This window comes from Chitinophaga caseinilytica, from assembly GCF_038396765.1.
Classification (GTDB): Bacteria; Bacteroidota; Bacteroidia; order Chitinophagales; family Chitinophagaceae; genus Chitinophaga; species Chitinophaga caseinilytica.
Map to the genome: position 1 here is coordinate 4,376,811 of NZ_CP150096.1, position 14,117 is coordinate 4,390,927.

Annotated in this window: 10 protein-coding genes; 5 read left to right on the plus strand and 5 right to left on the minus strand. The window is 55.8% G+C overall.

The window, feature by feature from the left end:
* Positions 1-41: 41 nt before the first annotated feature.
* The 3 genes from WJU22_RS17960 to WJU22_RS17970 form a co-directional block, all read right to left on the minus strand.
* Entirely contained in the window at positions 42-833 is a 792-nt protein-coding gene (locus WJU22_RS17960; RefSeq protein ID WP_341839549.1) for a hypothetical protein, read from the minus strand.
* A gap of 189 nt (positions 834-1,022) precedes the next feature.
* Entirely contained in the window at positions 1,023-2,282 is a 1,260-nt protein-coding gene (locus WJU22_RS17965) for a YeiH family protein (RefSeq protein ID WP_341839550.1), read from the minus strand.
* Positions 2,283-2,311: 29 nt separating this feature from the next.
* Entirely contained in the window at positions 2,312-3,544 is a 1,233-nt protein-coding gene (locus tag WJU22_RS17970) for a nucleoside recognition domain-containing protein (protein WP_341839551.1), read from the minus strand.
* A 158-nt stretch (positions 3,545-3,702) separates the two neighbouring features.
* Here WJU22_RS17970 and ychF point away from each other — a divergent pair, with 158 nt between their 5' ends.
* Positions 3,703-4,806, plus strand: coding sequence for a redox-regulated ATPase YchF (gene ychF, locus WJU22_RS17975; protein ID WP_423735354.1), 1,104 nt, complete (start codon positions 3,703-3,705; stop codon positions 4,804-4,806).
* 90 nt (positions 4,807-4,896) lie between these two features.
* Here ychF and WJU22_RS17980 read toward each other — a convergent pair whose 3' ends face one another.
* Together WJU22_RS17980 and metX are read right to left on the minus strand one after the other, a co-directional pair.
* Positions 4,897-7,776: a TonB-dependent receptor gene (locus WJU22_RS17980; protein WP_341839553.1), complete on the minus strand. Its 2,880-nt coding sequence runs from the start codon at positions 7,774-7,776 to the stop codon at positions 4,897-4,899.
* Positions 7,777-7,995: 219 nt separating this feature from the next.
* A complete protein-coding gene (metX, locus tag WJU22_RS17985; RefSeq protein WP_341839554.1) occupies positions 7,996-9,018 on the minus strand; it encodes a homoserine O-acetyltransferase MetX in 1,023 nt (340 codons plus the stop codon).
* A 160-nt stretch (positions 9,019-9,178) separates the two neighbouring features.
* On the opposite strand from metX, the gene WJU22_RS17990 reads away from it, so the two are divergent.
* The 4 genes from WJU22_RS17990 to WJU22_RS18005 all read left to right on the plus strand — a co-directional run bounded on the left by WJU22_RS17990 (position 9,179) and on the right by WJU22_RS18005 (position 13,868).
* Positions 9,179-9,598, plus strand: a complete 420-nt coding sequence (locus WJU22_RS17990) for an OsmC family protein (RefSeq protein WP_341839555.1) — start codon at positions 9,179-9,181, stop codon at positions 9,596-9,598.
* Between the two features lie 13 nt (positions 9,599-9,611).
* Entirely contained in the window at positions 9,612-10,805 is a 1,194-nt protein-coding gene (locus WJU22_RS17995) for a trans-sulfuration enzyme family protein (protein ID WP_341839556.1), read from the plus strand.
* A gap of 131 nt (positions 10,806-10,936) precedes the next feature.
* Positions 10,937-11,293 (plus strand): hypothetical protein, encoded by a 357-nt coding sequence (locus WJU22_RS18000; protein WP_341839557.1) that lies wholly within the window; start codon positions 10,937-10,939, stop codon positions 11,291-11,293.
* A gap of 79 nt (positions 11,294-11,372) precedes the next feature.
* Entirely contained in the window at positions 11,373-13,868 is a 2,496-nt protein-coding gene (locus WJU22_RS18005; protein WP_341839558.1) for a DUF5686 and carboxypeptidase regulatory-like domain-containing protein, read from the plus strand.
* Positions 13,869-14,117 lie beyond the last annotated feature (249 nt).

Consider the following 14,117-nt stretch of genomic DNA (forward strand, 5'->3'; position numbering starts at 1 on the left):
CGGCGCCGGGCATCGGGATGCAGGATTTCCCTGTTGAATGGTCAGCGTCGATATTCGTAGTGTATGATGAGCGAATCGGTGGCACCCTCGTCTACCCGCGCTTCCCGCACAGGATAGCCTTCCTTGTCGTACAGGTAAACGTATTTCTCCCGGAAATCGTGACTGGTGGAAGGTATCCGGAATCGCATCGTCAGTGGCTCGTTCGCACTTTGGAACAGGGCCGCCGGGCCAACGGGCGTCACGTAATATTCCGTTTTGCAGCCGGTGAAGGGATTGCGCTTCGTGCCATATGTCCATTCGCTGAACACGATCGTATCCGTCATCGATGCCGGCGGCACCTGCAGCAGGGAAGTCAGGTTGCCTCCCTGGTAGCGCAGGTAAATGTCGGACGGCGAGGTTTGCCCGGCGGAATCCCGCATCCGGATGCGTACCACCCGGTCGTTTTCTACGGTATATCTGTAAAATTGTGTTTCCAGCAGACTGTTGTCGGCCCTCCGGAAATACCGTTCCACGGCCGTGTCGGGAACGCCGTTGACGTAATGGATGTAATTGCGGGAAAGCACGTCTTCCGTCCAGACTTCCGCCATTACGACGTTGCCGTTATTGTCGTACGCCAGCCGCATGCCGGTATCATCGTTGCCTTCCATGGAAATGAGCCGGTTTTGCGCATTGTAGGCGAGCGTCGAAGCCTCGCCGGCACCACCGCTGTTTTCGGTCATTTTCATGAGGTATTTGACGACGCCGGTATTTTCATCGGGCGGTTTTTCAGTGTTGTTCTTGGAACAGGCCGCCAGCAGCAAAATGCACGCGGCCCCGGAAATGAATGGCTTCATGTGTGGGGTGGATTTTGGGGTGAAGGCACCATGGTTTCTGCTGCGAAAATGCGGGAAGCCGTTACGACGATCAATAGTTACGGCATGAACGGGAGATCGGGGAGCGCGAGTGGTACGATTCCCGGTATGGAAAGAAAAAGCCCGCGCCCGGAGGGGCGCAGGCTTCCGCGAAATGTATCTTACATATCGTTAGCTGAAAAGATAACCGCCGAACACCAGGTACGCGATACCCAATGTCACCAGGACGTTGAATACCTGTGCGATGATAAACGCCATGGCAGGACGGCCGTTTTCCATCCTGAAAATATCGGTGAACTTCGTCTCCAGGCCGATGCAGGTGAACGCCAGCGCGAAGAAGCAGGTTTGCAGCTCCTTGATGGGCGCTTTGATCGACTTCACGGTTTCGGGGGAAAGGACGAACGAAAATACGAGCGACACGAGGATAAAGCCCAGCACGAACTTCGGGAAGCGGTCCCAGATCGTGCGGAGGCCGGGCCGGGGCTGATTTTCCGCTTTCTTGGAATATGCCCACCAGAAAGAAATGAGGAATGCCGCTATACCGAGGAGCACATTCTGCGAGAACTTGACGATCGTCGCGTATTTGAGGGCTTCTTCGCCGAGGAGCGTACCCGCCGCCACTACCGCGCCGGAAGTATCGATGGTGCCACCCAGCCAGGCGCCCGCCACCGCAGGCGGCATATTCATCCACTGCGCGAGGTACGGCATAAAGATCATCATCGGAATAGCGACGATCAGTACCAGCGAGATCACATGCGAAAGCTTCTTGTTGTCTCCCTCGATGGCGCCCGACGTGGCGATGGCCGCCGATACGCCGCAAATGCTCACGGCGCTGGAGATCATCATCCTGAATTCATCGTCCAAACCGAATTTCTTGCAAAGCCAGAACGTGAAATACCACACAGAGAAAACCACGACTACCGATTGCAGCACGCCCAATCCGCCGCCTTTCATCAATTCCTGAAAAATGATCCCCGAGCCGAGCAATACCAGGCCCGTTTTGATGAACAGTTCCGTTTGCAACGCCGGCTTGATCCATTCCGGCAAACCGATGACGTTGCTGATGAAAAGCCCCAGCAGCAGGCTGAACAGCACAATCTCGATCCCGAGGTCTTTGATGGCCGCGTTGCTGGTGATCACCTGCGCGAACATGGACACCGCGAAAATGGCGAGGGCGCCGGTAATCAAACCCGCCGGCACTTTCTTGCCGCCCAGGATGTAGGCGATGAGCAATGCACCGATCACCCAGGCGAACATGCCGAGCATTTTACCGTAGTTAGAAAGGTCGGTCAGCCGCGCGAGGAGGTCTTGCCCGCTGTTCCAGTCGAATTTCGGCATGGCGGGCCTGACGCCGAGGATAATGAGGAGGATGGCTGCAAAAGCCAGGATCACCGAGATCCAGTCTTCGTGAAGGGAGAATTTTTTCTGCATCAGATTGTTGTTGGTTCCGTTTTTAATGGTTAATGAAAGAAAATATAGCCGATGATAATAGATGCGATGATACCCACCGCATCCGCGATGAGCCCGCAGGTGAGGGCATAGCGTGTATTTTTGATATTGACCGATCCGAAGTAGAGTGCCAGTACGTAGAACGTCGTTTCCGTGGACCCCTGCATGATGCAGCCGAGCCTTCCTACGAAGGAATCCGGGCCGTAGGTGTCCATCAATTCGGCCATCACGCCGCGCGCGCCGCCGCCGCTGAAGATTTTCATGATGCCCACGGGCAGGGCGGGAACGAAGTCGGTGTTCAGCCCTGCGAGGGCTACCAGGTAAGAAATGCCGTTAATGATGACGTCCAGGCAGCCGGAGGCGCGGAACACGGCAATCCCCACGAGGATCGCTACGAGATAGGGGATGATCATCACCGCGGTGGTAAACCCTTCTTTGGCGCCGTCGATAAACGCATCGTAGACATTGATCTTCTTCTTCATGCCCATCAGCAAAAAGGAAACGATCACCGAAAAGATCACGATCCCCCCGATGATGGCCGTGTTGGTGGCGATCTGGTCGGAAGGCATATCGCGCATCCACCAGTAAAGCCCGCCCATCAGGCCGATGAACCCGCCGATGAAAACGAGTATGGGCAATTTGAACAGGTTGATCCGCTGGAAAATCGCCACGGCGATCATGCCGGAAATAAACGAAATGAAAGTGCCGATCATGGTCGGGATGAAGATATCCGCCGGGTTGGCGGCCTTCGCCGATAGCCGCAGGGCCATCACCGCCGTGGGGATCATGGTGATGCCGGCCGTGTTCAGGACCAGGAACATGATCTGCGCATTACTGGCGGTGTCTTTGTCGGGATTGATGTCTTGCAGTTCCTTCATGGCCTTGAGTCCCATGGGCGTGGCGGCATTGTCGAGCCCCAGTGCGTTGGCACTGAAGTTCATCACGATCGAGCCCATGGCAGGGTCGCCTTTGGGAATACCGGGGAAGAGCCTGCTGAAGAAAGGGTTCACGCCCCGCGCAAACACCGATATCATACCCGCCCGCTCACCGATCTTCATGATACCCAACCAGAATGCCATAACGCCCGTCAACCCCAACGCCAGTTCCGCACCGGTTTTACCGCTGTCGAACAGCGATTTGGTCATGGCCCCGAAGATCTCGGCGTCTCCCATGAAAATGAGGCGGAACAGTGCCACGGCGAAGGAAATCACGAAAAATGCGATCCAGACGTAGTTTAAGGCCATATAAAGTCCTGCGGTTTAGTGGTATAAGCGGCCAAAATACGCTTTTCATTCCATCCCGGCCATAATTTTGTGATATGTAACATGCAGGCTGTAACTCTTTCCCGGTTATCTCTGAAATACGGAATGGTTTTCATATCTTTGCGCAAATTTTTTGAAAAATGGCCTTGCAAGCAGGAATTGTCGGATTACCGAACGTAGGGAAGTCAACCTTGTTTAATGCTGTTTCCAACAGCGCAAAAGCTGAAGCGAGCAATTACCGCTTCTGCACCATCGAGCCCAATGTAGGATTGGTGGACGTGCCTGACGAGCGCATCGACAAGCTCGCCGAGCTCGTAAAACCGAACCGCACCGTGCCCACCACGATGGAGTTCGTGGACATCGCCGGCCTCGTAAAGGGCGCCAGCAAAGGGGACGGCCTCGGCAACAAGTTCCTCGCCAACATCCGTGAGGTAGACGCCATCGTGCACGTAATCCGCTGCTTCGAAGACGAGAATATCCTCCGCGACGAAGGGCCCATCAACCCCGTAGGCGATAAAGGCATCATCGATACCGAACTGCAGCTCAAAGACCTCGAAAGCGTGGAGAAAAAGATCGCCCGCACCGAGAAAATGGCGAAAACCGGCGGCGACGCCAAAGCCAAAGCCGAGTTCGAAATCCTCAAACGCTGCCAGGAATACCTCGAACAAGGCCGCAACATCCGCGAACTGGGCCTCAGCAAAGACGAAAAATCCGCTATCGCCGATCTTTTCCTGCTGACAGACAAGCCCGTACTCTACGTAGCTAACGTAGACGAGGCTTCCATCCTCACCGGCAACAAATTCTCCCAGGCGCTCCAGGAAGCCGTAAAGGCCGAAAACGCCGAGGTGATCATCATGAACAACTCCATCGAAGCGCAGATCAGCGAACTGGAAGACGCTACCGATAAAGAACTGTTCTTCTCCGAATACGGCCTCACCGAGCCCGGCCTCAACCGCCTCATCCGCTCCGCCTACAAACTGCTGAACCTCATCACGTACTTCACCGCCGGCGTACAGGAAGTGCGCGCCTGGACGATCCACCGCGGCTGGAAAGCCCCGCAGGCCGCCAGCGTGATCCACACCGATTTCGAGAAAGGGTTCATCAAAGCGGAAGTGATCGGTTATGAAGATTACGTGAAATTCGGCTCCGAAGCGTCTGCGCGCGACAATGGCCGCCTCCGCATCGAAGGAAAGGAATACATCGTTAGCGACGGAGATGTGATGCATTTCCGCTTTAACGTATAAAGATACTCTTGAGCAATCATGAGGGTTACAACAAAAGAAGGCCCCGGTGTAAAACCGGGGCCTTCGCTATTATGGCAATTCAGAAAATGACTACAGGTTGTAACCGATCGAAGCATACGCCTGCGTACCCACCGTGGGGTTGCCCCACGATTGGATGTATTGCTTGCCGGTGATGTTGGCACCGCCGATCTTCAGCGTAACTTTCGGTTTGGGGAACAGGTAAGACACCTGCGCGTCCAACGCCCCATAGGCGGGGATTTCGCCGAGGTTGTTCACGCGCACCAACGGCCCCACGAAGGAGGAAGACCATACGAAGGCTTCCTGCCAGCGCCACGAGATGTTAAACCCGAAATTGCTCTGGGAAACGTTGCGGTTGCCGAAATTGAGGTTGTAGCGGTAGCGCGGCGTGTTGTACATCGCCTGGAAACCGCCCAGCTCGTCTTCGTTGCGCAGTTTGTTGTAAGACACGTTGCCGCCCACGGTGAAGTTGGCGGGCAGGCGGTAATCCAGCCCCAGCGCCCAACCCCAGGATTTGAGGTCTTTTTCGTAGTTCACGGGGATGCTGTAAACTTCCTGACCGGTAGCCGTCACTTTTACAAGCACCTGGCTGCCATTGAAGTTTTTGAAAGTATTGGTATACGCGTAGGCGTCGATGAGCAGTTTACCGGAAATGAGCGCCTTGTACCCCAGTTCGAACGCTTCCACTTTTTCAGGCTTGAACTCCCGGAAAGTGTAAGGTTTGGGCGCCCCGGCCTGGATGGATTCCAGCGAGAACACGTTGGGGCCGTTCAGCCCGTACCGTTCGCGGAGGAAGGGGAGGCCGCCCAGCAGACGGGCCTGCGGCGTCAGCAGGTCGATGTATTGGTCCTGCGTATGCGGGATGCGGAAACCGGTCTGGAAAGACGCGCGGATGTTGTGCGTTTTCAGGAAAGTGTACACCGCGGAAAGCCGGGGACTGAATTGCCCCTCGAAATTCTCGTTCTTGTCGTACCGCAATGCCGCGCTCAGTTTGAGGTTCTCTTCCAGCAATCTTTTACCTACCTGCACGTAACCACCGTATTCGTGGATGCGGAATTCGTCGCCGTTATCATCTACCGCAAAAATGGTTTTTTCGGAATTGAGGGCATACACGCGGTAATTACCGCCCACCATCAGTTCCATGAAGCTGATCTGGTTCTTGAAGTTATACATGAACTCGCCCTGGTACAGGTTGGTCTTGTCCATGAACTTGGCGCCCACGCCGCTCGCGTCGCCCGGGATGGGCTTGTCCTTCACTTTGTTGGCCGCGTCTTCGAACCCTTTGGAGCCGGGCATGAGCCGTTCGCGGTCTGCATATTTGCGCGCAGCGTCGTGGAAGCCGGCGGCCCCGCCTTTAGCTGCGGCAGCCGCGGTGGCAAAGGCCTGCTGCGGATTCTGTCCCGATCCCAGCGCCTGTTGGAAAGCCGTCGAGAAAGTGGTCAACCCTTGCGTGGCATACGTCCCGAAATACTCCGGGAACCATTTTTCGCGGCTGGGGCTCCAGGCTTCGTTGATGCCCGCACCGAGCGTGCCCACGGCATAGGAATCGCCGGAGCGCTCCTGCGTGGTATAAGCGCGCACATAGAAATTATCCGCCCTCAACTCGATCTTGTACTGTCCCATCCTGAAATTCTTGATGGAATAACGGTCTGCACCGGTATACACGGTAGTGCCCGTTCCGTAGCTGCCCTGCGCAAGCAGCTCAAGGTTGGGATTGATCTTATAGTGCAGTGCCACGTTCGCTTTCAGGTTCTTGGTATCGTAATCGGCCAGGTCCCTTTCATTGTAACCCGTGCGGGACACGAAGGTTTTTGCGCTGTCGGGCATAAACGCGCCGTAGATCTGCTGCGGCGTGATCAGCCCGCCGGTAGCGGCAGACAGCGCCGCGATCCCGTTGCTCAGCGGATTGCCGGGCGTGAAAGCCGTCGGCTTCAGCGCCTGGAACATATTCACGTTGGTTTCGTCGCCATATAAATTGACGCCGTTATACCCGGGATTGGATCGGTTGCCTGTTTTGAGGTCGTACCCGTTCAGCAGGCTCTGGTCGCGGTCGTCGTACGCCTGCCAGTCGTCTGCTTTGATATATCCCAGGTTGACTTTGAAGGCAAATTTATCGTTGAAAGCTTTCGCATAGCGAACGGCCACGTCATAATAGCCCGTTGTGCCTTTGCTTCTGCCGGATTCGCTCAGGATGCCGGATTTCACGATGGCGCTGAGGCCCTGGTACTGGAAGGGGCTTTTGCTGTTCAGCAGCACGATCCCGTTCAGGGCATTTGGTCCATAGAGCGCGGATGCCGCACCGGGCAGCACTTCCACGTTGTCCATATCCAGTTCGGTAATGCCCACGATGTTGCCCACGGAGAAGTTGAGGCCGGGGGCCTGGTTGTCCATCCCGTCGATCAGCTGCAGCATACGGGTATTACCGTTGCTGTTGAAGCCGCGGGAGTTCACGGATTTGAAGGTGAGGCTCTGGGTGCTGAGCTCCACGCCTTTCATATTGGCCAATGCGTCGTAGAACGTAGGGGCCGGCATCGCCTTGATGGCGCGACTATCGATTTTTTCAATGGAAACCGGCGATTCCAGGGCGCTTTGAGTGGTCCTGTTGGCCGACACCACCACTTCCTGCCCGAGGATTTCAGTGGAACTGAGCTGCACGTTCACGGAAGTGGATGCGTCCGTCACCGTCTGTTCCTGCGGAGAATAGCCCACGAAGGAAAAAACGAGCGTCAGCGGCAGTTTATGGGTCGTGCGCACGGAGAATTCACCGTTCGCATTAGTGACAGCCCCCGCATTGGCGCCTTTGACGGACACGGTCACGCCCGGCAATGCCTGTCGGGTAGTAGCGTCCAGCACGGTACCATTGATGGTTTGCTGCTGTTGTGCGAAGGAAGTCTGGCAAAGGAAAACCAGCAAAGTGGCCAGCCAGCAAAAACTTTGTCTACATACTTTCATAAAGTCTGGATTTGGTGATCGGAAAGGGCGCAGGTTAGGAACTTGGTTAATGAAAATGAACAGGTTATTGTATTGTATCAGTTGATACAGAGAAGTTAAGCTATTTTTTGAAAACCAAAAATTTTTCTATTAGAAATATGGGTAATACAAGGATGACCGGCGCCATCAAAGTAGTTTGACGGGCCGCTGAAAACGGGGTGTTGGTTTCCGGTGGAAGGATTATCGCAGTTCGAGGAATTCGTGGAGGATCCGGCCGATTTTTTCGAATTCGATGAGGAATCCGTCGTGCCCGTACGGCGAATCGATTTCATGGTACACGCAGTTATGCATGTGACGCGCGAGGAGCATTTGTTCTTCCGGCGGACAAAGGATATCGCTGGTGATCCCGATCAGGAGGGTTTTGGATTCGATCTGGCGAAGGGTAGTGGCCACATCAGCATGCCGCCCGCGGGAAATATTGTGGCTGTCCATCGCTTTGGTCAGCAGCCAGTAGCATTGCGCGTTGAAGCGGCGGACGAGCTTATCGCCCTGGTACACGATATAGGAAGACGCTTTAAAATTATCGGTTTTCTCGTTGTCGGGGTCGGTTTGGGCCTTCATGAAGGTCTGATAGTTCCGGTAGGTGAGCATCCCGATGGCGCGGGCGGCTTTGAGCCCTTTGGCGCCCGCATCCCTGCGCGGTTCTTCCCAGCTCCCGTCTGCCTCGATGGCCAGGCGCTGGGAGGTGTGAACGGCGATGCCCCAGGCGCTTTCGGCCGCGCCGGTGCAGAGGAGGAACAGCCGCCCGATGCGCTCCGGCTCCATGAGCGCCCATTCCAGCACCTGGTAGCCGCCCATGCTGCCGCCCGCCAGCAACCCGATCCGGTCGATGCCGAGATGTTTGCGGAGGAGGATGTGCGCATGCACGATGTCGCGGATCGTTACCTGGGGGAACGTCCGGAACCAGGGCTCCCCGGTGGCCGGGTCGGTGCTCAGCGGCCCGGAACTGCCGTAGCAGGACCCTAAAATATTGGCGCACACGATGAAATGCCGCGCCGGGTCTATCACCTTGCCATCGCCCACCAGGCCCGTCCACCAGTCGGCCACATCCGAATTCGCGGTAAGGGCATGGCAGATCCAGACCACATTATCTCCCGTGGGGCTTTTGGTCCCGTAAGTATGATAGGCGATCTCGATCCCCGGCAATACCGCGCCGGATTCCAGCCTGAACGGCTGCTGGCTGTGAAAGGTCTGCAATGACAACGGTGTAAAAAATTTTGCGCAAACCTACAAAAGTCGACGCCCATTTACAAATCCGGGCTGACGAACCCCGTTTGTCATCCGTATGTTATTCATAGAGATATTTTATCTTTGAAGCGCAGCATATCTGCTAATTTTACATCAAACCGAACAAACAAGAGATATGAAGATCGCTTTACAACGCATTGACGACGGGTTTAACATGGAAGCCGTGGACGAGCAGGGCCACAAGGTATTAATGGACTCCTCCGTAGAAAACGGCGGTAAAAACAACGGCGTTCGCCCCATGCAGATGTTGCTCATGGGCCTCGGCGGCTGTTCCGCCATCGACGTGGTGATGATCCTCAAGAAACAGCGCCAGGAAATCACCGACTTCCGCATCGAGATCGATGCAGACCGGGAGAAGGGCAAAGAACCGTCTCTGTGGGAAAAAGCACATATCGTATTTCATATCGCAGGCAAGGTGGACGCCGACAAGGCCGCCCGCGCGGTGGAACTGTCCATGAACAAATACTGCTCCGTCGCCGAAACCCTCCGTCAGGGCAACACACAGCTGACCTGGGAAGTAAAACTGAATGCCTGACACCAACTGAACAATGAAAAAGAGAAAAATCAAACCGACCTACCGGCCCGAGACCCGGGCCATTCGCATACAACCCGGCAGAACGCCGAACATGGAACACAGCAGCCCGCTTTACCTGACTTCCAGCTTCTGTTATGAAGATTCGGAAGCCATGCGGGCCGCGTTCGCCGACGAAACGGACGCTTATATCTACTCCCGTTTCAGCAACCCGACCGTAGAAGAGTTTTCCCAGCGCATGAGCGCGCTGGAAGGAGCGGAGAGCGGTTTCGCCACCGCATCCGGCATGAGCGCCATTTTCGGCAGCTTCATGGCTTTCCTCAAAGCCGGCGATCACCTGCTGAGCAGCGCGTCCATCTTCGGCTCCACGCATACGGTCATCACGAAGTTCCTGCCCAAATGGAACATCCAGCATACGTATTTCGACGTCACCCGGCCCGAAACCATCGAAGCGCTCATCCAGCCCAATACGAAAATGATCTTCATCGAAACGCCCTCCAACCCGGGCCTCGACGTGATCGACCTGGAACTGGTATCGAAAATTGCGAAGAAGCACAATGTGCTCCTGAACGTCGATAACTGCTTCGCCACGCCCGCCATTCAACGGCCGCTGGAACTGGGCGCCGACCTGGTCACCCATTCGGCTACCAAGTGGCTCGACGGGCAGGGACGCGTGCTGGGCGGCATTGTGCTGGGTAAAAAGGAATTGGTGGACGAAGTGTACGCCTTTTGCAGAAGCACCGGCCCGTCGCTGAGCCCGTTCAACGCCTGGGTATTGGCCCGGAGCCTGGAAACGCTGCACGTTCGTATGGAGCGCCACGCGTCCACGGCGCTGTCGCTGGCGGAGGCGCTGGAAGGCAACGAGCATGTGGAATGGGTGAAATATCCCTTCCTGGCTTCCCACCCGCAATACGAGATCGCGAAGAAACAGATGTCTTCCGGCGGAGGGATCGTTTGCTTCGAGATCAAGGGCGGACTGGAACGCGGCCGCCGTTTCCTCGACCAGCTGGAGCTCCTGAGCCTCACGGCCAACCTGGGAGACAGCAGGAGCATCGCTTCACATCCCGCATCTACCACACACGCCAAGCTCAGTGAGGCGGAAAGGCTCAAAGTAGGCATCACGCCGGGCCTCATCCGCATTTCCTGCGGCCTGGAACATAAAGACGATATTATGGAAGACGTGCTGCAGGCGCTGGAAGCCAGCCGCTAACGCACGGAAGCATACGCTCACGTTCCCCACCTTCAGCCACAAACTCGCAGAAACCGTTTTTTTTGTGATTTTGTGGCTGAATTATGTAAATTCCTTTCCGATTACCTGAATTTTCTCATAAATCCACCCGCATGCGCTTTGTGCTCGCTATCCTTCTGACGGCCCTGCTGGGCTACATCCTCGGACTTTTCCTGCCCTGGTGGGCTATTGCCGTGGCGGCGTTCATCGTGGCGCTCGTTTGGCAACAGCGGCCCGGAAAGGCTTTCCTCAGCGGCTTTTTCGCCATTTTCCTCCTGTGGGGCGTATTGGCGCTGGTGGCGGATATCCGGAACGATCATATCCTGGGGAACCGGATGAGCGAGCTGATCGCCGGGAGCAAAATGCCCATGGTGCTCGTAGCGGTATCGGCGCTCATCGGCGGGCTGGTGGCGGGCATGGGCGCGCTTTCCGCGAGCGTGTTGCGCCCTGCGCCCAAAAAAGCGGCCTGATCTGCTCTTGTGTGTTAAAGTTTGTCTAAAAGCCCGGGAAAGGGTAGCCGCGTGTAGGGCCAACCGTTACATTTGACACATGATGAAAATTGTACTCCCGTTTTTGCTGATCCTGTTTGTGCTACCTGCCTCCGGCGTCCAGGTCCGCGGCGTCGTCACCAATCGCCAGGGCGAACCGCTCCCGTTCGCCACCGTCATGATCAAAGGCACCACCCTCGGCACCACCTCCAACGCCATGGGCGCTTATGTGCTGGATGTGCCATCCGGCAGCCATGTCATCGTGTGCCAATATATGGGCTACAAGAAGGAAGAGAAGCGCGTGGAAGCGGGCAACGAGCCCCGGGAACTGAATTTCTCGCTGGAACCGGTGAGCCTCCAGATGAAGGAAGTAGTCGTAAAATCGGGCGGGGAAGACCCTGCATACGCCATCATCCGGCAAGCCATCAAAAAAAGACCGTATTACCTCTCGCAAGTGAAGAACTTTACCTGCGAATCCTATATCAAAATGCTCGCCCGGATGCGGAACATGCCCAAACGGTTCTTCGGTACGAAAGTAAACCCGACGGACATTGGCGTGGATTCCTCCGGCAAAGGGATCGTGGCGCTCACCGAATCCCTCACCAAAATCGCCTGGCGCGATCCCGACATGAAGCTCGAAGTCATCTCCAGCAGGTCCAGCGGCGGTGGGCTCGGGTTCGACATCCCCACCGTCATCAATTTCTACAAAAACAACGTGGAAGCCATGCAGACGCAGGTAGGGCCGCGGGGATTCATTTCCCCCATTTCCGACAACGCGCTGTTTTATTATAAGTACCGGCTGGAAGGGACTTTCGTGGACGACGGCAAGCTGGTCAACAAGATCCTCGTCATCCCGCGCCGCAAATACGAACCGCTTTTCGCCGGGCATATTTATATCACGGAAGACGACTGGCGCATCCACAGCACCGACCTCATGCTCACCAAAGAGTACCAGCTGGAGCTGATAGACACGCTCGTGATCCGGCAAACCCATGTGCCCGTGGCGCCTGACGTCTGGCGCACGAAAGACCAGGTCGTGTACCTCGCCGCGAAACTTTTCGGGTTCGACATCACCGCCAATTCCGTGAACGTATATTCCAAATACGACCTCAATCCCGTGTTCCCGAAAGGTTACTTCAACAAAGTGATCATGAAATACGACAAGAACGCCGAATGGCGGGATAAGCCGTATTGGGACAGTGTTCGCCCGTTGCCGCTGGAAGCCGACGAGCAGCGGGATTTCCATGTGAAAGACAGCACCGCCCGCGCCCGCCGCGATTCTGCGAAGGGCCGTATGCAGCTGGATTCCCTGCGCGCCAGGCCCCAACCCGTGAAAGTGATGGACGTGGTGTGGGGAGGCGTGAACCATCGCTGGTGGTTCCAGGGAGATACTTCGGTGCAGTCGCACAGCCTGCACATTCCCGGACTGATAAAAGGCCTGAGTTACAACACCGTGGAAGGGGTGGCTTTGCAAATCAATCCCGGAGTTACATTCTCTTTGCCCCACCGGCGATACCTGACCTGGCTGTCCAACGTCCGGTACGGGTTCTCGAACACGCACCTGCAGGCCAGCACAGGCCTCACGCTCACGCGGGTGCCCGACGGCGGCATCGGGGCGAGGAATACATGGTCGGTCGGCGGCGGGAAACGCATCACCCAGTTCAACCGCGCCAACCCGATCGGGCCGGTGATGAATTCGCTCTACACTTTGTTGCTGAGCGAGAATTACATGAAATTGTACGAAAGCCGCTTCGCATCGTTGGGTTTCAGCAGGGTATACGAAAGTTCGTTCGCGTTCAGCCTGAGCGCGCTGTACGAAAACCGCAACGCCGTGGAGAACTCAACCGATTTCGCGCTCTTCAACCGCGACCGGAACTACTTCACGCCCAACCATCCTGATGATCTGGCGCACATTCCTTTCGGCAACGAAAAAGTGCTCACCATCGGCGGAAATGTCAGCTTCCAGCCGGGACAAAAATATATCGAGTACCCGCGGGGCAGGAGGGCCATCGGTTCCAAATACCCGACCCTGTCTGCCGGCTACCGCAAAGGCTTCATCGACGCGAATTTCGATAAATGGAACTTCGACGTGAAAGATGAAATGAATTTCAAGCTGTTGGGAGAATTGAAATATCATGTGGGATTAGGCGGTTTCCTCAATTCCCAATCCGTTTCCATCCCCGACATGCAGCATTTCAACGGCAACCAGACCTTCCTCAACATCCGCTACCTCAGCAGCTTCCAGCTGGCGGGGTATTACGAATACAGCACCACGGCCGATTTATTCGCCACGGCCAACGTGGAGCATCATTTCAACGGGCTGCTCACCAACCGCATCCCGCTGTTCAACCGGTTGAAGTGGCACCTGGTGGCGGGGAGCAATGCGTTTTACGTGAACAAGAACAATAACTACGTGGAGGTTTTTGCCGGACTGGAAAATATCTTCAAAGTGCTGCGGGTAGATGTGGTGGCCGGGTACCAAAGTCAGACGGACACGCGGATCGGCGTGCGGCTTGGGTTTGGAGGGATCCTCGGCGGAGCTTTCAAGGTGGAATAGCAACGACTTGTATAAAGACGAAGGCTGTCTGCCCGATTGCCGGGAGACAGCCTTTTCTTTTTTTAGCTTGCCAAAGGATATCGTTGGGAAGCGGTTAAGCGCGGACGCGGAGTGCTTTCCGCCGGCCGTTGCCTGCCGCTTTTTTAAGTTTTACTTCGCTGTGTGCATGATAAGCTGCAATGCGGTAAAGACAAAACAAAACAATGGCGCTGATGAGGTAAACTGCGTAAATACTCATATAGGTTACTG